At 42.0% G+C, this 22,472-nt stretch carries 19 protein-coding genes; 5 read left to right on the top strand and 14 right to left on the bottom strand.

The annotated features are described in order from the left end of the window. Window positions 1-73: 73 nt before the first annotated feature. Complete coding sequence (locus QJ048_RS15550) at window positions 74-631, top strand: PPC domain-containing DNA-binding protein (RefSeq protein WP_282335316.1); 558 nt, start codon at window positions 74-76, stop codon at window positions 629-631. Between the two features lie 200 nt (window positions 632-831). On the opposite strand, the gene QJ048_RS15545 is transcribed toward QJ048_RS15550, so the two are convergent. Together QJ048_RS15545 and QJ048_RS15540 are read right to left on the bottom strand one after the other, a co-directional pair. After that, complete coding sequence (locus QJ048_RS15545; protein WP_282335315.1) at window positions 832-1,647, bottom strand: hypothetical protein; 816 nt, start codon at window positions 1,645-1,647, stop codon at window positions 832-834. A 186-nt stretch (window positions 1,648-1,833) separates the two neighbouring features. Beyond that, window positions 1,834-2,676 carry a tetratricopeptide repeat protein gene (locus QJ048_RS15540; RefSeq protein ID WP_282335314.1) on the bottom strand — a complete coding sequence of 281 codons (843 nt, stop codon included), beginning with the start codon at window positions 2,674-2,676 and terminating at the stop codon, window positions 1,834-1,836. 487 nt (window positions 2,677-3,163) lie between these two features. Between QJ048_RS15540 and QJ048_RS15535 the strand changes: the two genes are divergently transcribed. The 4 genes from QJ048_RS15535 (at window position 3,164) to QJ048_RS15520 (ending at window position 9,836) form a co-directional block, all read left to right on the top strand. Beyond that, window positions 3,164-5,953, top strand: a complete 2,790-nt coding sequence (locus tag QJ048_RS15535; protein WP_282335313.1) for a TonB-dependent receptor — start codon at window positions 3,164-3,166, stop codon at window positions 5,951-5,953. 39 nt (window positions 5,954-5,992) lie between these two features. Continuing rightward, window positions 5,993-7,534 (top strand): hypothetical protein, encoded by a 1,542-nt coding sequence (locus QJ048_RS15530; protein ID WP_282335312.1) that lies wholly within the window; start codon window positions 5,993-5,995, stop codon window positions 7,532-7,534. 119 nt (window positions 7,535-7,653) lie between these two features. Continuing rightward, on the top strand, window positions 7,654-8,643 hold the full coding sequence (locus QJ048_RS15525; protein WP_282335311.1) for a hypothetical protein: 990 nt from the start codon (window positions 7,654-7,656) through the stop codon (window positions 8,641-8,643). A gap of 17 nt (window positions 8,644-8,660) precedes the next feature. After that, a complete protein-coding gene (locus QJ048_RS15520) occupies window positions 8,661-9,836 on the top strand; it encodes a metallophosphoesterase family protein (protein ID WP_282335310.1) in 1,176 nt (391 codons plus the stop codon). Between the two features lie 140 nt (window positions 9,837-9,976). On the opposite strand, the gene QJ048_RS15515 is transcribed toward QJ048_RS15520, so the two are convergent. The 12 genes from QJ048_RS15515 to QJ048_RS15460 form a co-directional block, all read right to left on the bottom strand. Beyond that, window positions 9,977-10,483, bottom strand: coding sequence for a hypothetical protein (locus tag QJ048_RS15515; RefSeq protein WP_282335309.1), 507 nt, complete (start codon window positions 10,481-10,483; stop codon window positions 9,977-9,979). A 32-nt stretch (window positions 10,484-10,515) separates the two neighbouring features. Next, entirely contained in the window at window positions 10,516-11,346 is an 831-nt protein-coding gene (locus QJ048_RS15510; protein ID WP_282335308.1) for a glutaminyl-peptide cyclotransferase, read from the bottom strand. A gap of 113 nt (window positions 11,347-11,459) precedes the next feature. Then, window positions 11,460-11,942, bottom strand: a complete 483-nt coding sequence (locus tag QJ048_RS15505; protein ID WP_282335307.1) for a group II truncated hemoglobin — start codon at window positions 11,940-11,942, stop codon at window positions 11,460-11,462. A gap of 123 nt (window positions 11,943-12,065) precedes the next feature. After that, the gene (locus tag QJ048_RS15500) at window positions 12,066-12,347 is read right to left on the bottom strand and encodes a DKNYY domain-containing protein (protein ID WP_282335306.1); all 282 of its coding nucleotides are present in this window, start codon (window positions 12,345-12,347) and stop codon (window positions 12,066-12,068) included. A gap of 19 nt (window positions 12,348-12,366) precedes the next feature. Then, window positions 12,367-12,705: a hypothetical protein gene (locus tag QJ048_RS15495; RefSeq protein ID WP_282335305.1), complete on the bottom strand. Its 339-nt coding sequence runs from the start codon at window positions 12,703-12,705 to the stop codon at window positions 12,367-12,369. 21 nt (window positions 12,706-12,726) lie between these two features. Further along, window positions 12,727-13,200 (bottom strand): nuclear transport factor 2 family protein, encoded by a 474-nt coding sequence (locus QJ048_RS15490; protein WP_282335304.1) that lies wholly within the window; start codon window positions 13,198-13,200, stop codon window positions 12,727-12,729. A 106-nt stretch (window positions 13,201-13,306) separates the two neighbouring features. Continuing rightward, window positions 13,307-13,876 (bottom strand): hypothetical protein, encoded by a 570-nt coding sequence (locus QJ048_RS15485; RefSeq protein ID WP_282335303.1) that lies wholly within the window; start codon window positions 13,874-13,876, stop codon window positions 13,307-13,309. 98 nt (window positions 13,877-13,974) lie between these two features. Continuing rightward, window positions 13,975-14,580: a CDP-alcohol phosphatidyltransferase family protein gene (locus QJ048_RS15480; RefSeq protein WP_282335302.1), complete on the bottom strand. Its 606-nt coding sequence runs from the start codon at window positions 14,578-14,580 to the stop codon at window positions 13,975-13,977. 102 nt (window positions 14,581-14,682) lie between these two features. Next, window positions 14,683-15,051 (bottom strand): cupin domain-containing protein, encoded by a 369-nt coding sequence (locus QJ048_RS15475; protein WP_282335301.1) that lies wholly within the window; start codon window positions 15,049-15,051, stop codon window positions 14,683-14,685. A gap of 159 nt (window positions 15,052-15,210) precedes the next feature. Beyond that, window positions 15,211-16,170, bottom strand: a complete 960-nt coding sequence (locus QJ048_RS15470) for a hypothetical protein (RefSeq protein ID WP_282335300.1) — start codon at window positions 16,168-16,170, stop codon at window positions 15,211-15,213. Window positions 16,171-16,311: 141 nt separating this feature from the next. Next, entirely contained in the window at window positions 16,312-17,697 is a 1,386-nt protein-coding gene (locus QJ048_RS15465; RefSeq protein WP_282335299.1) for an OmpA family protein, read from the bottom strand. A 53-nt stretch (window positions 17,698-17,750) separates the two neighbouring features. After that, complete coding sequence (locus QJ048_RS15460) at window positions 17,751-22,142, bottom strand: MBG domain-containing protein (RefSeq protein ID WP_282335298.1); 4,392 nt, start codon at window positions 22,140-22,142, stop codon at window positions 17,751-17,753. Between the last annotated feature and the right edge of the window lie 330 nt (window positions 22,143-22,472).

Here is a 22,472-nt window from a genome sequence, read left to right as displayed (position 1 = left end):
TATGTTTAGGATTAATAACGAGATTTGCACGTCGAGAATTTTCAAATTTTCAAATCCCCAAATTTTCAAATTGATGCAAATCTTTAAATCAAGTCTTTTATTGATGATCATTGCGGCGTTTGGTTTCGCTGCAGCCGCACAGGATTATATTTCACCGACCACACCACCAAAGGCGGGCAAAGCGCCAGGTGTTAAAGTGAAATTGTTGAGTACAAACGGCGAAACAAAAAATTATGTGCTTGTATTTGCAACAGGTGATGAGCTACGTACAGGATTAACCGAGTTTGCTAAAAAGTACAATGTAAAAAGTGCCCATTATTCAGCCATTGGAGATGCCAGTACGCTGACAGTTGGATGGTATGATGAGCAAAAGAAAATGTTCAAAGTAATTCCCATCAATGAAGCCGCAGAAATTACAACACTTACGGGCAACATTGCTATTTACAATGGCCAGCCGGTTGCGCATTCCCATGTAAATGCCGCCACGTCGGATGGTATTGTACACGGCGGACATTTGCTGGAGCTGGTTGTAGGTCCTACGCTTGAAGTGTTCATTACCGTTGAACCTGTTGGCTTGTACAAAAAGTTTGATGACAAGTCGAAGGCTGCAGTGATAGACCCGGAGGAATAATTTGAAGGAGAAAAAGAACGCAGATTGTCATGATTGTCATGATCTGTTATGATTTTTAAGGATGGTTGTCACTGTTTATAAACCACAAAAAAAGCAGCGCAGAAACGACTTTGGAAACTTCGTATTTATTAGCCTTATGAAAACGTAAAATCATATCATTCAAATCATGACAATCATGATAATCTGCGTTCCGGTTCTCCCTACATTTTCTTATCCAGGTACCAATCAATATAATCTTCCTTTATGCTGTTGATATCAAGCACTCTGTAGATCATGGAGTGCTTTGGCAGGAAATCCTGCGCAGCGGTATTTGCTTCGAGGTTCACAATTGTTGAAACCATTGAACGGGATCTGTTTTTGAAGCGGGAAATAGGTTGCCCCGGGGAATCAAAGAATTGGCAACGATATTCTGTAGTATCACTTCCGCTGATAGTAATGATTTTAAGATTGTTGTAGGCATCTGTGGAAACGGCTTCATGATTCATTGTCGTTTTTTGAGACGCAAGAAAGGTGTCAAGCATTTTGAAGCTTTGCATTTCTTCAATTTTTTTCCTGGAGTCTTCCTTGTCCGAATCAAAGCCTCTTAGTTTCCAGAGCTCGTCATTTTTTTTCGCTACCTGTACAATTTCTTTTCTTTCGGGAGCGGCCAATCTTGGCCCGATAAACGATGGTGTAAAATTCTGTTTATCAGTATTTAGTTGGGTGAGCCAGTAATATATTTTCTCTCTTGGAACAATGGCCAGGTTTTTTGTAGAAAACCTGATAGAGTCAGTATGTAGTGATTTGCCATCGTTTCCCGCCGATGCGACAGTAGAAAATCGATGTGTAAATTTAAAGTCCCCACTTTGAATTCGGCTAAGTTCAAGTATTTCGCCCTTCCCGTAAACGCCGGGTCTGCCAAATGAATATTGACCCTTGCTGTAGTCAATGATGATGACATTCACAGAATCAATACTTTGTCCAAATAAAAATTGGTGAGCGATCACAAAAAGGATGATCAAAAGCTGCTTTGCCATCTTGCAGTTATTTAGCGTTTAGGTTGCGGTAGCTTAGATAACAACAATGGCAAAAAAATGTTGGCAAATAGTTTTACTTCTTATAACTTATCCGGCGCCTGCTCATCTTTGTAGCCTTTATAGTCAAGATATATGTTAACGAGGGTTTGAAAGTTTAAGGAGATTAAGAGTTGTTTCATTTACGGGTTATTTACACACCTCATCAATTCTTTTCTGTGCATATTCCGCCCCCAGCGATTTTGCCTTTGTCCAATCCATGCAGGCTTCTTTCTTGTTGCCTTTGTTGAATTTGGTATTTCCTCTGTTAAAATATGCCATGGTGTTCTTTGGGTCGAGTAATATTGCTTCGTCATAATCCTTTAGTGCTTCGTCAAATTCGCCGGATTCATCTTTATTGGTAGCTCTGCTTATCAAAGCGTCTACGAAATGCGGGGCCAGCTCAAGTGCTTTGTCATAGTCACATCTGGCAGCTTTCTGAGTTCGCAATTCATCTTTAATAAGACCTCTGGAGTACCAGGCATCGGGATTTTTCGGATCGATCCTTATAGCTGTTGAAAAATGAATAATAGCCATTCCGAGATTTCTTTTATTGTAGGCTTCCATAGCTATGTCAAAATAATGATCATACAAGTTAGAGTCAAGTTTCGGGAAATTTTGATTATTTGGATCAGCAAGCGCTCCATAGCCCGTAAGTTTACAGTCAAATTCATATCCCTTGTAATACAGGTCAATTGCCCAATACATGAGATTGCTACTGTCAAGCGGAAATGCCGTCGCATCTCCTTTTAGTTCCCAATATCCCTTTTGTTTTTTTATTGGGTAGTTTTTAAAGCCATAGTTATTTGATAGAAATACTGCTAGTGAGTCCAGCTTGTCCTTCGCATCAGAAATGTATGTAAAGTCAAATGTCAGTAAACTATATTCTTTGGTTCCGTTTGCTATCATTCCTTTGTAAATAGAATTAGCATCGGCCATCTCGTTTCCGAAATTGTCATTGAATTCAGTTTGGGAGAGGTATCTGGTTTTCATTATTGTTGTTTGAGCAGAGCAAAGAGATACTAAAAATGAAAGCAGCGTTGTAGTTAAAAGTTTGATCATGAAAATGGGTACAGGGTTCAGCAGCGAACTTAAGACATTTTTTAGCACTTGAAAAGTTTGCGGACAATAAATAGGCGACGTTAAAACATGTAGAGTTTTTTTCATCACCAAGGCACTAAGGGCACTAAGTTTCACTAAGAGAGGGCTTACTGCGGCGTAGCGACACGAAAGTAAAATACTGAAAACCCTCTCACAAGGAGCGGTTCACAATCCTCCTTTCCTCTGTGAAAAAAAACTCTTTTCCTCTGTGGTTTAAAAAGTAAAGCCTTCCACTTAATGCAGCTTTGTGTGCTTAGTGAAGGAAAACGGACAACCATGTTAATTATTTATTACCATAATATTACGATTACGTTATAATCCTTGTAACGCTGATGAACAGTTGCATTTTTATCTTCCTTTGCCGAAATTTTTTAGCCCAATGCAACTGCGTTCTCTGCTTATAACCGGACTGTTTTTCATTTGTAATACTTCGTTCGGCCAACAAAACGAACACTCCGTAAAAGGGACTATTCTTGATGCCCAATCAAAAGAACAGCTTTCGGGTGCAACCATCACCATTGCTGAATTACATCGTAATACAAGCACGAGATTGGATGGTTCTTTCACACTTGAACATATCAATAGCGGTACTTATCATTTCCAGATCAGCTACATTGGTTACATAACAATTGATACAGTATTTGCTGTAAACAGCAACATCAAAATATATATACTATTAAGGAACGCGTCTTCTGCTTTGAGTGAGGTTGTAATTGCAGGAAGAAAGGCAAACGGTGAATCTGAGATAGCTGCAAAAAGAACAGAACAAAATGCAGCAAGCGTTCAGAATATCATTTCGGCAAAGGCAATTCAAATGTCTCCCGACGTAACAGTGGGAAATGCTTTGCAACGTGTATCAGGCGTGTCTGTAGAACGCAGCAGCAGTGGTGACGGACGTTATGCGATCATCAGAGGGATGGATCAGCGATATAATAATACATTGATCAATGGTGTAAAAATCGCGAGCCCTGATAATAAAAGCCGTTTCATTCCACTGGACATTTTTCCTTCTGATTTGATCGAAAGAATTGAAGTGAACAAAACACTTACACCTAATATGGAAGCCGATGCGATCGGTGGTACGGTAAATATGGTGATGAAAAACGCTCCCGATGCATTGTATGTAAACGCCAGTGCTTCTGCAGGGTTCAACCAGAACGTATTGAAAAACGGCTTTGATCAATTTCCTGTAAGTGCCATTAATAAACAATCTCCATACAGAGCGAATGGTCCTGCTTATAGTGCCACTCCGCAGGATTTTACAAGAGATAATTTGAACTATACACACAAGTCTGCACCGGTAAACACGTTCGCGACATTGTCTATCGGCAACCGCTTCTTTAAAAATCGTTTAGGCGTAATGCTTGGCGGTTCTTATCAAAATGTTTACAAGTCATACAATACGATCTTTAGTCCCGGCGAGTTTCAGGATGGTGGACAACTTTACATCAAACATTTCAATGTTCGTGATTATTCTACGGAACTTACCCGTGCGGCATTGAATGGTAAAGTTGATTTCAATATTAATGATAAGAACAAAATAGGCTTGTATGCAATATATGCTGACTTGCAGGATGCGCAGGCCCGTTTAACAACAGATACGCTCATTCTTGCTCCGAGAACTGTTCCGGGAACCGGCCAGATATGGCAGTTCGGACGCTCCAGATATCAACATCAAAATATTTTCAACACAACTTTGCAAGGCCAGCATACTATTGTTACTGACAGACTAAAGCTTGACTGGTCCGCTGTTTATTCCAATGCAATGAGCCAGGTTCCGGATGTGGCAGAGTATGAATACGATGGAGGGATCTATGCAGATGCAAATGCACCGGGCTCTGCACCATACAAGCATCCTGATGTGTTGATGGACTATGATCGTACATGGTGGAAAAATACAGACAGGGATTTGACGGGCATCGTAAATCTTAGTTACAATAATACAACGCGTAATATTCCCTACACAGTAACAGTGGGTGGTTTGTATCGTGATAAACACCGTGTGAATGAGTATGATAATTATGAGTTAAGACCTGTGCCAAATTCAGATGGTTCAAAGCAAACATGGGCAGGTATTTACAATTACAAATGGTCTGTGTTTAACCCCAAGGGTAGCGCTGCAGATTACAATAACTACAGGGCAAACGAAACGATCGGCGCGGCTTATGCAATGCTGAAGTTTAAAATAAAGCGATTGGAGACCGTTGCCGGTGTGAGAATGGAACATACTGCGCAGGACTACATGACTGATGTGGATGCAACAGTAGAAGGAAAATCGGGAGAGAAAAGTTATCAGGATATTTTGCCCAGCGTAAACTTCAAATATTTGCTGAATGATAAAACAAATATTCGTCTTTCTTACTACAGCGCAATAGCAAGGCCAAGTTACTTTGAGATCGTTCCTTATAACGACAAAGCAGGAGATGATTTCGTGGTGAATGGTAATCCATTTGTGAAGCATTCTACATCGCAGAATTTCGATGTTCGTTACGAATGGTACGCAAAACCAAACGAGCAATTATTTGTAGGAGCATTCTATAAAAAAATACACGATCCGATTGAATATGGGTTCAATTTCACAGGATTTCAAAACAGCCAGATATATCAACCAAATAACTATGGCGATGCGGCTAACTATGGTCTGGAACTGGTGTACGAGAAATACATTGGCAACTTTGGTGTAAGAGCAAACTATACTTACACTCACTCTTCTATCACCACAACGAAGTTCACGTCGTTTAGAAAACCAGATGGTACAGTAGACAAAATGTATCCTGAGCAAACAAGGCCATTGCAAGGGCAGGCACCGCATGTTGCAAACGTAGCTGTGTTGTATAAGAACAATAAACTTGGTTTAGATGCGCAGGTTACATGGCAGTATACAGGAAAACGCATTGCACTGGTATCTCCTTATTACGAAATGGACTACTGGCAAACAGGCATGAGCATTTTTGATTTGGCAGCAGAAAAAAGAATTGCGAAACATTTTTCAGTATTTGTCAAGGTTCAGAATCTGCTGAATGCAAAATATGAAGTGTATGTGAACAAGCCGGTTATCAACGATGTGCGGGTTCCTTACCAGGACCCTGCGTCAGGCAAAACACTTACACAGCGTAGCGAATACGGACAAGTCTATCAGGCTGGTGTTCGTTACATTTTCAAAAAATAATTTCAAATACAACTATTCAACTCTTATTAAAGTACAATTATGAAGAAACATCATTTCAGGATCGGTCTTATCGCAATGATTCCGGTCGTAATGTTCTCTTGTAAGAAAGACGGTGAAAACACAAACATTTCAAAGCCGTTGACTATTATCGGTCAAAGTATTTCTGATACTATTCTTCCAAAGAAAGATGCAAGCGGTAATTCTATTCCTTTGAAAGGAACAATGCTTGCAGGCAAAACGTATCACATCATGTCTGACGTTACTATTAATGCAGGCGATACGGTGTATGTACAACCAGGTGTAAAGGTTTTGATACATGGTGATGGTCTTAGTCCTGAAACAAGTCCGGCAATTTATGTTAACGGAACATTCGTAAGCCAGGGTACTAAAGATGCTCCAAACTGGTTCACGATTTATGAAACGTCAACTGTTCAAAAGTCAAATTCTACATACAAAGACGACGCTGTAAATGACCCGGCTTACAAAGGTTACTGGGGTGGTTTCCAGTGCGGTAAAGCGGCAGATCTTTTGTTGCTTCGCTGGACACACGTTGAATACACAGGTGGCCCTTGGGGCGCGAATGCAGCTGATTACGGCGCAAAACCTGGTGATCCACGTTATGCAGTTTACATGAACCGTGCTTCAGGCTTCAGCAAATTGATCCTTGAAGATTCATGGTTCTTTGGTAGTAAAGATGACTGTATCGGTAAATGTGAAAACACTTACGTGAGCATTATGAGAAACACGTTTAACAAACTTGGTGGCCAGGGTGGTGAAGGTGTAAACCTGAAAAGCCACACCTTCGGGGATATGGCATACAACCTGTCTTACGGTATCGCTACAAACGGTTTGAAAACTGCAGGTACAGATGGCGTTAACACGTTAGTGAACATCTACAACAACACGCTTGTTAACTGCGGTTTCAGGCAAACAAAAGCTACGCGTAATGGTTCTATCAATACAGAAACAAACACTGGTGGTTTTATTTACAATAACATCATCGTTAACTGTAAACAAGGGTTGAGAATTTCTTATCAATCAGAAAAAGGTAAACCTAGTGATACATTGAACACATCTTACGGTCACAACCTAACTTGCATTGGTAGAGGTACTGTAATGGGCCCTGCGGACCAATACATGCTTTTCATCGAGCCTAATCAGTTCACGTTGAAACAAGCAGGTGATTTGAATGGTTATACAAATGGTGTGATCGCAGCTAATGGCACTAACGCAGGTACTAACAATCCTAATGATTCGTTGAAGTACGATCCAATGTTCACAAATTATGATGTTGCCAAAAACAGCATAGGTAAAGAATATAGAAACAGCGTGATCCCTGCTGGTGCTGACTTCCACTTGAAAGCTGGTTCTCCTGCAATTGGTGCCGGTGTTTACAAAGGAGGTACAGGCGCTAATGCAATGCCATCGAAACCAACAGCTCCAGTGTTGATGCAGTACGGTTTCCCGATGACTATACTAGGTGCCGCAAAGCCTACCGAATTTGACGCTGTTATCACTGGTCCAAATAAAGATTTGGGTGCGTTCCCAACTGACAATAGCGGTAATCAGCATTCTTACTAGTAGCTGCTGAACGCCTAATGCTTAATGCTTAACGCAGAACGCAAGGTGCCCGATCTTTCGACACCTTGCGTTCTGCATTAAGTGTTTTGCTTTGAACGTTGTGCATTAAGCTTTCACTAATGAAATTTTACACTTTACTTTCTATCGTTACTTTGATTGACGCTGTTGGATGTTCGAAGAACTCAACAGGGGTAACGCCGGATAATCCCGGTGGTAGCGACACTATCGTTACTGTGGTCAAAGACACTACGCCTCAAGCAAAATATGATATTACACAACTTGATAACTGTTTGTTGTTTGCAACAATACCGGTTGTAAACGTTATGCAACGCCAGGAGTACAACGAATTATCGGGCATTGCTTCGAGTGTTGCTAATCCAGGTGTATTGTATGTGCATGAAGATGATGCAGGTACAAACACTATCGCACTCACCAATGCACTTGGTGATGACCTTGGCAAACTTGTGCTGGATAATATTTCCACACGCGACGTTGAAGATATAAGAGTTGGCCCGGGCCCTGAAGCCGGAAAGACCTATATCTATTTTGCCGACATTGGTGATAACAATGCTTCACGCAAAACAATTACAGTGTATCGTTTTGAGGAACCTGTGCTGAAAGACCTCTCAGGTAGTTCTGTTATTCATATGCAGTCAATTGATAAAATAGAACTCGCTTATCCAAAAGGTGCAGTGAATGCAGAAACATTACTGGTTGATCCTGTAACGAAAGATATTTTTATTGCATCAAAAGAAACATTGCGAAGCACGATATATTCCGCTGCTTATCCTCAATCGCTCACAGTTACAATCGTTTTGAAGTCTGTTGTGAAAACAAATTTTGACCTCCTTACTTCCGGTGATATTTCTCCGGATGGCTCAGAAATGGTGTTGCGTAACAAAGGACAGATATGGTATTGGAAAAGAAATGCCGGTCAGTCTGTTGCACAAACAATATTGACAGCTCCACAAACGGCACCTTATGCAGGCAACGAGCACCAGGGCGAAGGCATATGCTTTATGTACGATGGTAGTGGTTATTTAACCGATACTGAAATAAAAGATCACGCCGGTGCTTTATCAACTATTTCATTTTATAGAAGAAAATAACAACCCGAAGACTCAATATGAAAAGAATATTTCAGCAACCTGTTATAATCATCGCTGTATTGGCAACAATGGTGGCAACAAGTTGTAAAAAAGACGATAACAATTCGCAGGACAATGAACCTATACAATTCATTTTTACTTCTGATGCACACTATGGTATTTCACGTCCTGCGTTTCAGGGCAAAACAAACGTGGATGCACATGTGGTGAATGCAGCCATGATCGCAAAAATGAACACGCTGCCTAATCTTACTTTGCCTAATGATGGAGGATTGAATGCTGGCAAAAAGATCAACACTGTTGATTATCTTTTTGAAGGTGGCGACATTGCAAACCGGATGGAAACAAGTGTCAGTGTACAAATTGCTGCTGCATCATGGGAGCAGTTCAGAGTGGATTATCTGCAGAACCTGACCGTAAAAAATAAAGATGGTCAAAAAGCACAGTTGATGATTGTTCCGGGTAATCATGATGTTTCGAATACCATTGGGTATTACGCAAAAATGTCGCCGCTTACAGATGCGACATCAATGGCGAATATCTACAACCTGATGTTTGGCGTTTCTACAAAAGATGCGCTGAATTATAATTACGCAAAAGACAGGATCAATTATTCAAGAGATATCGCAGGTGTTCACTTTTGTTTCATACAAATGTGGCCGGATTCAAGCGTGAGAGTATGGATGAACAATGATCTGCAGAAGGTGTCATCAACAACGCCTGTAGTTATTGTGGCACATGATCAGCCTGCTGTAGTATCAAACCATTTCACCAATCCAAACGGAGATCATTCTATCAACAGTACAGATAAGTTTGATAACGTACTGGACGAGCGTTTTAAAAGTGGTACTACAGCTTCTGTTGCAGATAATATCGAGCAGAGAGCATTTGTTGCTTTCCTGAAACAACACACCAATATCAAAGCATACTTGCATGGTCACGCACACGAAAGCAAGTACTATGTGTACAATGGCCCTGACAATGATGTTGCATTGAGCACAGTAGGAGCAGACTCGCCAATGAAAGGCGTGGTGTCTACTATGAATGATGAAACAAAACTTTCGTTTCACTTCGGCGTACTGGATCCTAAAACAATGACACTGACGATGAGAGAATGTTTGTGGGATGCAGACCCTTCAAATCCACTGGCGGCTATACAATGGGGTAAAATGGTAACGATTAATTTGAAGTAATGTTTGTTAATGCGACCATACAACGATTTTAAGTTAAACAAAGAAACCCGCTCAAAAGGCGGGTTCTTTTTATTTAATGTGGCGATAGCTAAATAAGGTGTTATAAAATCAGCGCTGCTTATTTTATAGCGTTTACGATTCTATTTTTCCAATAAAGACCTCTTCCATGCCTTTAGTTCATCCACTTCGAATACCAGCTGATGATCGCTGCAATTGATTATAAATTCTCCGCCTGCATTAAAAATGGTTGGGTAAAACTTAAATGAATGTTGATCCGTCAATGACCATGAATGTACTTGCTGGGTCTGCTCATCCTGCTGGCACGGAACAAAAGCCAGTCGTTTGTCAGTTAAAAACAATTTACCGGGAACTGCATTCTCATCCATTGTATGATTTGCCGGGGTTTGAAGTTTTACAGTCTCTGAATCCTGAAGCGTAATGTTGATTGCCTGCAGCACTTTTACTGGCTTTGTATATTTTCTATGGATCAAGCCATTGGCAAGCAAAGCTGCAATGCTCATAAAGCTGGATGCTAATAAAGTGTCCTGCGATGAAAAGTGATAGTAGGTGCCAAAAATATATGCTAGAACAAACATGGCAACACCGTAAGAAATTCCGTTGCGTAATATTTTGATAGTTTGGTTCATGGGTTCGGGTAAATGGATTTGAAGGTGATTTTCTAATGCGCAAACTTTATCTCATAAATATTCTCCCACAGTTTCCCTGTTACATACACTTTATCTGTAGCGGGATCATAAGCGATTCCATTCAGTACATCCACGTTTGGATTCTTTGTTTTGGCTTCATTCATCAATGAACTCAGGTCGATCTTTCCAACTACTTTTCCATTGGATGGATCGATCTTTACAATCACATTTTGTTGCCACACATTGGCATAAATAAATCCCTTGATAAATTCCAATTCATTAATGCTTTCAAGAGGAGTGTTGCTATCTGTAACGGAGAGTATTTTTTCCTGCGTTAAAGTTTTTGGATTCAGATAGGTAAGTTTGTTTGTGCCGTCGCTCATAATTAAGCTTGCGCCATCAGTTGTCATGCCCCAACCTTCAATGTTTGAATACTTAAAGTCTCCAATTTTTTTAAAGGTTTTAGCGTCGTAAATAAAACCTGTCTGGTTTTTATAAGTAAGCTGGTACAGTTTGTCATTAAGAAATACAATTCCTTCACCGAAGTATTTTGACTTGTCCAGTTCCACTTTTGTTTCAATATGGCCGTTCGATAAATTGTGCGCTACTACCAAAGATTTTGTTAGTGGAAGATCCTTTGGTGAGCCCGAGCTTTCGTATAGTGTGCCGTTATAAAATAGAAAGCCTTCGGTAAACAGGGAAGCATCGTGAGGATATTGATTAACTATAGAATAGTTGATTAACGGAGTAGCCGGAATGGCAGCTGTTTCAGTGGTTGTGGTGCTGCTTTGTTCATTGTTGCAAGATGATAATGCGACAAGGCTAACCGCAAAAAAGGTAGATGCGATATTGGTGAACTTCATGAAATTGATATTTGGTTCGATCTGAACGGCAATATATCAATTATGTTTGAAATGCTGGGAATGAATAGATATAACTGTTTTGTGGGCCGGTCGTTTATATGCAACGATGAATGTTACGATTCCAAGTACGGCCCCTTGGTTTCGCCCCAGCCCCAGGTCGGCATTGGCGCTTTTTCGTTCATCGGATTGGTTGTTAACTGAGAATTGATTACCGCTATTCGTGTTCCCCATTCTAAATATCCAACAAAAGCAGAGCGAAATTCCGGGTCGCTTTTAAGGCCGATTTCGTCAGCGGTTTGTATCAGTAAATTCATCCAGCGTTGCCGTTGTTGCTCAGTAAGCATTTTACCGATATGCTTGCCGATCATTTTTGCATGTGAACCTTGGTCTTGTCCGGAGTATAACTCACCCGCACCAAAAACTTCTGCTATGAAATGCGTTACATGGTTTACATGTTCGGGTGACATATGTTCGAATAATCCTCCAATCAAGTCGTCCTTCAATACCTTGTCGTAAAATTTTGTAAACAAAGTTTCAAAGGTTGTGATATCGCCAATCCATTCGAATAGAGTAGGTATGTTTTTATTGTCGTTCATGGTTGTTGCTTTAATGGCTTAACAGAAGTCTCGTAATTGTTATTAAGTCAAATTTATGCCATGAAAGGGATAGGTTAAGTGATTTCTTTGTTATTGATGTTTGTTCCCATTCTTCATGCTTGCTCAGTTCAGGTCGAGTTTGAATCTTTTGTTGTTGCTGATAATTGCCGTCACTTGTCCTTTGTTGTTAAGTAGCTGTCTGGTTTTGGCGGGATTAAACCCTTCAATGACCTGCGTTCCATCATAGAAAAAGTATTTGTCCACTGCATATTGGTAATGCCCTTGCAGCAGTTTGAAAGTTTTGGTATCTGCGCCTTCAAGTTTTGAAATTTGCATTCCACCGCTTACTGGTCTGTAGTAATAAACGTTGTTTTTATCTTTTGCATACCAGCCGTCGAGGTTCAAAAGTCATCGGATCAACTTCCTAGCAAAAATATCCATTGAAATATTCAACTTCAGTCAGATGGTCCTTAACTTCTCTCAGGCCAATTGTGTTCTCATACAGATGGCCGGTTTGACTTTTGTAAAATTCATCTTTAATGTGTGTAAGAAGAAGGCTGTCACTTAGTTCAAATTGAGCAGGGCATTTGCATGTTTTTGCAGTGTCCTCTGAGTCGACGTCGTGATGAACAATCGGTTTTTGTTCAGCTTTTTTTATGGTAAAACTGTTTTTAGTGTTTTGCCCACAACCCTGATGCATGGCCGCGCAAGCGATTAGCAAAATGCAGTTTGCAATTTTCATTGTCCGGTTTAAAGTTTTCATAGCAACTGGAGGTTTAATTTTTTATTGCTGAGGCGCACCAATCTTCGGGGAATCTTTTGACATTGTTCCCTGCCAGCTGGTGTACATCCATTTGCCATTGCGTTTTACAAATACTGCGGTGTATAAAAATTCCACCACAAGCATGTTGTCTACATACACCTGGCCACGGCCATTGGTGATGCCTACATTGTCATACACTCTAATCTTTTTGTCGACCAGTTTGAGATTTCCCAATTCAACCATTTTCATGCGGGCGGTATCCGCGAAGGACTGCGCTTTGTCTGCCGTTACGCCATCCGCGTTGATGGTAAAAAAATCATCAGCAACGTCGGTTTTGTAATATTCCTTATAATGCGTGAAGTTCATGTTTTTAAACATCCGCGATTCGGCGGCTTCTACTTCTTTGATTTTCGTAGCGTCTGTAGAATGTTGTGCTGCTAAACTAAATGAACTTAATACGAGGGCTGCGATGAACAAAAGTTTACATTGTTTCATATGCTTTTGGGTTTAATTGAATGACGGGCGTGATAGAAGAGAGAAAAGCATTGGGAAAGTTTTCGGGATAGGATTTGTCCGGAGGCTGATGCTATTGCAAATGCCTTTATTTATTACTTGTCACTTCATTGCCTCGAATCCTGATCTCTTTTGACTTCTTAATATTTTCTTCGGTCTTCGTTAAAACCTTTACAAATTCCAACTGAAGTTTTTCTTTCGGGTTATTAATTTCGTCCACAATGATTTGAAGTACATTGTTTTCGTCGATAAGATATTTGTCGTAATCGGCATTGATGATGTCGCCATCAATCATAAATACAACTGGGTTGTCCGTAATGTTTGTGTATTTGAATTTTAGTTCATTCAGGGTAATTGGTTTGGGTGTGTAACTGACTTTCGTCTTTATGAGAATTTTACCGTTATATTGAATGCCGTTGATCGTGTCTGCGTGGAGGACATCTATGCTTTCTATCGTATTTGGGTTGATGGATGGCATTGAGCTACCGAAAAAAGTGCCGTTCAGGTAGTACGCGGTTTGTGTTACAGGTTTTAGCTTGTTTCTATAAATCACTTTTATTGTGCTGTCTGATGCGATTGTAACGCCTCTGGCGATTGGGGTTTGCGCATGCATTGTAATGGGTAAGGCTACGAAAGCAAGTACAAGAAAGTGCTTCATTTTCGTTTAAGTTTATAAAGTTTAATGGTAGAGGGTAGGATAATAATATTGCACAATTTAATAGAATCAGTTCGCTTTTGCAATGCTCCTATATCGCATTAGCCGTTAAACATTTTGTGTCTTTTTATTTCTTCTCCACGGCTGAGCTTTAAGGCGTGATAGAATGAAGGTACATCGTTTGTCCAATTTTTTAAGGCGAGAATAATCGCCGCAATTTCAATTCTGGTCAGCAAGCCAACCCAGAATAATATGTTGAATAATATGGTTGATTGGCATTGCACGATAACCTGAATTAGCGTTGCAAACAATAACAGTGTCCATACTTTTGCGCCAATGGAATGCGTGGCAATTTCTTTTTTGAACTTTAAGAAGCTTACCAGATATGTCAATGCTTCAAACATAATCAGTATTCCCAATTTTACTGCATTTGATTTAAAAAAATCAGGACACTGGATATATGTTGCAATTGCAACCGAAATGAAAAATATTTGGTCGATGGTTGAGTCTAAGCGTCTGAGTTTTTGCGTTGATATTTTTAATTGTCTTGCAATAATTCCGTCGAAAATATCTGTCAATAATCCGGTGGTTAAAAGAATGATTGCAGTTGTTTTATAGCCATCAAAATGCAGGCAGCTTAGAAAGATCAATATCAAGCCAATCACGAGCCTCAAATAAATCAGCAGAGCGGGAATTTTAGTTTTCATTAGTTTAACGGTCTTCTTCAGTTGTTCTGGGGAATATTGTTTCCAATTATTTTTTAAGAGTATTCACAGACGTGTATGGTTAATGCAGTCGGTTTAAATTAACTATAACTTTTCGATTTTTTGCTCCACGCTAATCACATGAATATCCTGCGTGCCAACATTCTGCAAAACATGTGGTGGAAGCGCTTCGACCCAATTGGCAGCTCCCGGGCCGGGCTTTTTTTCAAGCATTCTTGTATCGAGCATCACATTACCTTCGTCATCAAATCTCACAAAATCCGACCAACTCAAAATGTAAGTAGACGCCGGATATCGATGCGTATGAATCGCCGTTGTTTCGCCCGGTGGAATAAGCGTATCCAGCACCCGCACGAATTCATTTTCGAATAAGAGCTTGTGGTGCTGGGGTGACGCGATGAGAGCGTCGAGGGAATCGGGGTAGGGCCAGGGTTTATTATTGTTTGTTGTCATAAGCTTTAATATTTGTCAGACGACCCATGCAAGGTGTTCGAATACTTTCGCTTCATCCGTGTTGAAATCTGTCAGCTTATCATTCATAAGTAATTTCATATATAGTTAACAGTTTGCCGACGTCGAAAAGGATTTGTTTTCAAAGTTCGAAAACTCGAATTAGTAGCAATGATATTCAAATTTATCGATCAAGTACTTTTTGCCGTTGGCGTAAAAGCCATACACTGCTCGCTTTAATTTGTCTTTATTGTAAATGATTAGTTCCATATCCTTGCTGGTTTGAGTATACGGAAAACAGTCAATGTTTGGTGGAGGGGCATCGCAGTATACTTCGTAATTGATAGTTTCCAGTGAGGTGTCTGTGTAAATATATTCCGTAATTCTGTTTAAATTGTTATGTACCAGTTCGCCAATTGTGCCCGACTTTGAAAAAGAATTTAGCCGGATTATCCTGTTGTATTTGTCATAAATTGCGCTGTCTGTTTTGCGCCATTCTGCTTTTCCCAAACCATGCCTTCCAATTACAAGTTTGGTTTGGCCTTTGAGATTTTGATACGAGTAATAGACTACATCATTTAGTTCCAAACTCGTTGGTTTGATTTCGATTTGATCAGATACATTTCCAGGATAGTCTTCTTTGAAATAGGTCAATTTTGTTTTAAGGAGATTCTTTTCATCGTAGAAAAACTCTTCATAGCCGACATAATAGCTGTCTTTCCTGCCATAATAGTTGTAACAGTCGAGGTAGCTTTGAACTTGTCCTTTATTGTTTTGAATAAATCGTTCAAATCCAAGAAGGGCAGTCTTTTCGTCGTTGTATTTTAATCGATAAGTGGTGTCACCGCTAATTCTATAAATAAACGGGTTTCTGAAACTATCAATAGGATAGTTGATGTCTCCGATCAATCTTCCAAGAATGTCATAAATTTTAATATTCATTTCGCCAGGAAGAGTAAGTTCGCAGCTATCGATTACATATTTTATATGATTGTTTTTGATAAGCCTGTTTTCGGGATAGTACTTGCCAGATAAAAGGCTTTCTATATAGGTGTTATTTTGTTGTCCAAAACAAATTGCTGACAAGATTGTGAACTTGATGAGGATTACTAAATGTCGCATGAAAAATGATGTGTAAATTTTACATCCGTTTATTTTAAGAAATTGAAAAATGACGATTTGGGACGTTTGTGAACTTAATAAATTTTTCCCAAAAACAAAAAAGCCCGCATCGCTGCGGGCCTTATATCTCTGATAAAAATTCTACAACACCATTATCTCAACTCTTCTATTCACTCTTCTGTTTTCTTCACTCGTATTTGGCATCAACGGCTTTGTTTTGCCCAAGGATGTCACCTCAATACGATCGGCATCAATGCCTTTGTTTGCAAGATATGCAGCCACTTCCTGGGCGCGTTTGAGGCCGATTTTCTGGTTGGTTTCGTCAGACCCGATATCACAGGTGTGGCCAGTGACAGATACACGCATGGTGGGATATTTTTTCATAATGTTGGCGATGCTATCCAGGCGCGGTTTGAGTGCCTCAGGAACGTCGGTGCTGCCGATTTTTCCAAACGCCACAGGGTCCTGTAGTGTTCCCATTTCTTCGTCTGACATAACAGCAGGTGGCGGCGGTGGCGGAGCGATTTGCTTCACTTGTTCTACCGGTTGCACAGCAGTTGTCTGGCTGTCTTTCTTCACTTCTGGTTCAGGTTGCACTTTGGATGCAGGAACCGATGTTTTTGCAACAGAATCTGATTTTCCTGTAGTAGATGCCGATTTGCCTGCGGCAGGAGCGGCCGGAGCAGACTTCGATTTTTTGCGGTCAAAACCAAGCTTCACTTGTATGCCAAATGCATTAGGGTAGGCGTTTCCTGCTGCTTCCATGTTCAACACGGTGCCGGGCACGATATTATTTACGCCGGTGGCGCTATATGAAAGCATAGAACCGCTGCCATCTTTTTTGTAAACGTTGGTAAGGCCATAGTCTGCATACACACCTGCGTACAGGCGCATACCTGTAGAGAGCGGGAAACTCACACCCGTTGCAAAGCTCGCCATAGCGCCAAGCTTGAGGTCGGCGTTGCTCGTGCCGCTCCAGTTTTGAACGGTGCCAAAACCATGTTCAGGCAGTTGTTTCACTTCTACATTCATGTCGGGGTAGTAGCCGGAAGTTTCGATCTGGTCAGCAGAAGCTTTTGCTTTTCCGCTAAACGGCATTAAGAGCTTCGCACCGCCGTTGATGTACCATTGTATTTTTTCACCGTTGGTGTGGTATTGCAATATCAGCGGAACTGTTACTGCCATGAAGGTTTGTTTTTCCTGGTAGCCTGTTGTTTTTACGTTGTATTGAAACGCGGAGCCCATATCATCTACCTGGAAGGAAGAGTAGGTGAGCTGGCTATTTAGCGTAGCTTTTGTTGCATAGAATGCGCCGTTAATGCCGGTTAGTACGTTCCAGTTTTTGTGCACGGGAAACATATATCCAACGCCCAGTGCGCCACCGGCTTGCGGTTTCACGTTGCCGCCGGGAAGATCGTAATGCAATCCCTGCAGGCCGCCATTTATTTCGACGCTTAGTTCCTGAGATATTGCATTGCCCGTGATGGCCAGTAAGCCAAGTGACATTGCGAGCATTTTTCTATTCATCCTATAATGATTTTAAATTCTTTAATTATTAGTTACTAATTTCTAATTACTGCTTACTTCACCAGCAGGTTCACACTCGTTTTCGCTCCGTTCTTCAGCAGCAGCGTAATGTAATACATGCCGCGTGCAGACGGTGCTGCGATCGTTTGTGTCGCCGTTACATTCGTAAGCTCCTGTTGTACTTTGCCTGACATATCAACGATCGCCATTTTCGCACCTTGCAATGCCGCAGCCGTATAGCTACAAGTTACTGTTACGCTCGAACCTGCAGTAGATGGATTAGGGTATACTTTGATTCCGGCAGTAACTGTAGCGCTGCCATTTAATGTTAGCGGACATGACTGAATCGCTACATTGTTTTTGTCGGTGGCCACTACATAGTATGTGCCGTTTAGTGCTTTTGCTTCGCTGTAGTAAGCCGAAGTTTGGTTGGTCACCACGGTGTTGTTTTTATACCATTCCCATTTGGTGTAGTTGTTGCTGCTGTTGTCAAACATCAATACATCGCTCCAGTGTTGTCTTATTGCAGATGCTGATCTGTAGTTTACAGTGTTCGTAACAGAAGGAGCTGCAAAGTGATTGGCATCGCCGGCCTGATTTGCTGTAATCACCGCATAGCCCGGCAGTACCGGTGTAAGCGAGTTACCGCTGATCGTTCCTACACTCGTGTTTGCAATGGAGTAAGAAACAGCCAGGCCACTGTTTGCAGTTGCGTTCAACTGAATTGGTGCTATGTCTGCTGTACAGCCTATTGTAAGGTCCTGGCTCCAGGTAATTAGCTGCGGCGCTTTAGTAATGGTAAACGTATTGCCAAAAAAAGCAATGGTGTAGTTTGCGCCTGCGCCAATTGTTCCTTGTTGTATGGCGTAGGTGCCTGCATTTTCTCCGGCTACTCTTGCCAGTTTTCCGATGGTCACGTCGTCGCTATATTTCCAGCCTGTTGCAACAAAAGTTAAAGCAGGATCTGCCGTTCCGTAGACTTTTGTTTGCGGATTAGCTGTAATCGTCAGCGTTGCGGGTGTGATTGCAAAGTTGGCCGCAGTGTAAGCGATGATGTAGTTGTTACCCGCGCTCAATGTATTTTGATTGATAGGGAAGTTGCCCACGTTCTCGCCGGCAAGTCTTTTCAATGCGCCGGTGATCACGCTGTTGCCATCGCCATTTACCAAACCGGTTGCAACGTAGGTCAACGCAGGGTCGGCATCGCCGTATATTTTGGTTTTATCATCTGCCTTAATGGTTAACGGAACGGTGGTGATAGCAAGATTACCCGTTACATAACTGATGTTGTAGTTTGCATTTACTGCACCTGTTGCCGTGATAGGATAGTTGCCTGCATTGCTTGCTGCAGTTGCAGTTGTAGTAATGGATGGCGCGTTAGCGAGGCTTGAAACGCCATCGCCATTTACCCAGCCACTATACGTTGCGGTAAATGTTGGAAGCGCCGCACCATAAGCTTTTGTTTTGTTGTCCGCTGTGATGGTCAATGCTGCCGAAGTGATCGACAATTTTCCATTTACATAGTTGATGGTATAGTTTGCGTTTACCGCGCCACTTGCTGTAATGGTGTAATCGCCCACGGCACTGGCAGCGGTTGCTGATGTATTTGCAGTTGCTGCCGGTGTTAATTTAGTAGCATCATCATTGTTTACAAAGCCACTGTAGCTAATCGTTAACAGTGGATTGTTTTGACCATAAACTTTTGTTTTGTTATCAGCTGTAATTGTCAGCGTTGCTTTGTTTACTGCAAGATTTCCCACAACATAAGTGATGGTGTAGTTTGGATTCACCGCACCGCTTACATTGATAGGGTAGTTGCCCGCCGGACTTGATGTAGTCGCGGTTGTAGCGATGGCAGGCGCTGTTGTAAAACTGGAAACACCATCGCCATTTACCCAACCGGTATACGTTGCAGTAAGTGCTGGATTGGCGTCGCCGTAAGTTTTTGTTTTACTATCTGCCGTAATGGTTAACGGTGCAGCAGTAATGGAGAAGTTCGCTCCGTAATAAGTAATAGTATAGTTACTGCTTAGCAACAACGTTCCCTGTGTAATGCTGTAGGTGCCTACATTCTCGCCCGCCGTTCTTGCAAGCGCTCCTGAAATTACATCTCCATTCACAGGCGAAGGCAGTGTTGTGTAGTTTAATACAGGATCAGGAGATCCGTACTCTTTGGTTTTCGCAGTTGCTATAATATTAATCGACATTGGATTGATTACGAGTGTTTGTTGTACATCAACCGGTGCGCCGTGATTGGCGTCGCCTGCTTGCGATGCTTTGATAATAACCGTTCCTGCAGCAACGATATGCACCTGGTTACCATTAACAATAGTTGCAAAGGCAGTGTTCATACTTGTATAAGTGATAGCTGGTCCGGGATTGGTGCTGGTAGCACTTAATGTAAGATCGGCATCTCCGTAAGTACTCGCAGGTAAAGGAGAAAATGTGAGCGTTGGCAGGGCATTTACAACCAAAGAATATGATTTGCTTGCAGTGTAAGGGCCCGCGCCGGTTGAGCCATCCTGGGCGGTAATCGTAAGGTTGAATGTGCCGCTTGCAGTTGGCGTTCCTGATAAGGTGCCGGTATTCGTTAAACTCATTCCCGGAGGCAATGCGCCTGAAGAAAGCGAGTAGCTGTATGGAGCAGTACCACCTGCTGCTGTCACAGTAGCAATGTATGCCACATTTTGGTTTGCTGCCGGTACACTGGCTGGAGCCATAGATATACTCGGAGCAGCTATAGTAAGTGTATATGATTGTGTTGCTGTTTTTGCAGCAGCATCTGTAACCTTTACCACAAAGTTGAAAGTGCCGCCTGCCGTAGGCGTTCCTGAAAGCACGCCCCCTGCAGACAGTGTTACACCTGCAGGCAATGAACCGGAGGTGATTATAAAAGCATAAGGCGTCGTGCCGTTAGATGCTGTTAATGTTTGGCTGTATGCGGTAGTGACAGTTCCTGAAGGCACTGTTGTTGGAGAAATAGTAAGCAACGAAACAGTAAAAGAGTTGGTTGAGCTGTTTGCACTTGTGTTGCCTGCTGCATCAGTTGCTGTGGCTTTTACGGTATGTGAACCGTTAGAAAGCGAAGCGGGCTGCGTAAGCGTCCAGTTGCCGGATGCATCTGCAGTAGCAGTACCTATGGAAGTTCCGTCTACTATGACGTTAACGGTCGAACTGATTTCCGCGGTGCCACTATAGACAGGTGTTGCAGTAGTGACGCTTGCGCCATTCGCAACGGTTACTACAACGGGAGCTACGGGTGCCAAGTTATCAATTGTCCACGTGTATGTTGCCGGCGTTGCATCTGTATTGCCTGCATTGTCCGTGGCCATTACATAAAAGGTGTGGCTGCCTGCTGAAAGGCCGCTGTAACTTTGAGGTGATGTAGGTGCAGCATATGATCCTGCATCCAGTTTTGCTACAAATGTCGAAGGGCTTTCGCTGCTGGTAAATGAAAAGCTTGCATTTGTTGAATTGGTAAGCGCAGGAGGATTCGCGGTGATGGATGTCGTTGGCGCAGTTTTGTCAATTTGGTAAAATGGAGCTCCAATATAGGGAGAGTTGGTAGGAACAGCACCCATTGCGTTTCCATTTACTACAAGTCGCAGGCCGCCATCTCCGGAGCCTGTATTAACTGTTACCGTGTAAGTGGTGCCACTTCCGCTAACACCGGTGACAGTCGGTCCTGTAAGGCCTCCGGTTGTTGTAAATCCAAAAGCGGCTGGCGTTACATTTGTAGCGTTGTCGCTAAATGTAACGGTGTATAAAACAGATGATGCATTTGTGGGATTGGGTGAGGCGGCCGTAACGCTGGCAACCGTAAGAGGTACAGGCGTTTGGAAAGTGATTTCCGCTCCATAGGCCGTTCCTGTGGCATTTGTCGCATATGCCCTTGCGTGGTACCATGTGCCGGGCGTAAGTCCGGTAAGGTTCGAAGAGATCGCACCTGTGCCGGAACCGTTGGCTACTTTGCCGTCGGCGATGGTTGGGTCAGTGCTTGTACCATAAGCAATTCCCTTTTCGCTTACTGGGCCGTTGCCCGCGTAGGTGACATTGCCTGAAACAGTTGCGGTTGTAAAACTGACACTGCTGGCCGAGCCTGTTGTTACATCGGCTCCTGCCAACACTGTAACAGAAGATAGGGCACAGCCATTGTCCTTTACCCATACATTGGTGGTTCCTGAGTACCAGGATGTAGGAATGGTTTGGCCGGCGGCAAGGTTATGGTAGTATAAATCGCCTGCATTTCCGAGCATCAGCATCCAGGTGGCTCCAACGGGATAGAGGTGATAAGTGCCCTGGACCCCGTTTCCTGAAAATTCGGAGCCGGTCCAGCTAAGCGTTATGGTTGATGTTTCATTACAGTCCGTAAGTTTTACAGTTTGGGAAAATAATGAGCCGGTAAGCAACAACAATAAAATGGACAGGTAGAGTTTTGGTCTCATATAATTGGATTTGTCAGCCTGCTAAGGCGTACTATAATATTGACTAATTGAAAACAGCAATTTCCTGGAAATGCATTATTAATGGCCTTTTGAGCCTTATGCGTTTTTCTGGTCTGCAAAAAATGGATAATAACGGGATCGTGAGCACGATATTGCGGGAGTGCCAAAATTGGCTTGGGTACGGTTGGTTATCATGGTTTGGGTTTGGTGTTATAATAACAGGTTATTGGTTCCTGTTAAGGATGCAAAGAAATTGAAAAGATCGGAATCTTTCTATTTAATTTTAGGAATAGTACGGTTCGTGTGGGTAAAATGGGAATTTGGAACGGA

The sequence above is a fragment of the Pinibacter soli genome (genome assembly GCF_029961145.1).
Lineage (GTDB): Bacteria > Bacteroidota > Bacteroidia > Chitinophagales > Chitinophagaceae > Pinibacter > Pinibacter soli.
The sequence above is the reverse complement of the archived record's forward strand: the minus strand, read 5'-3'. Positions and strand labels throughout refer to the sequence as shown.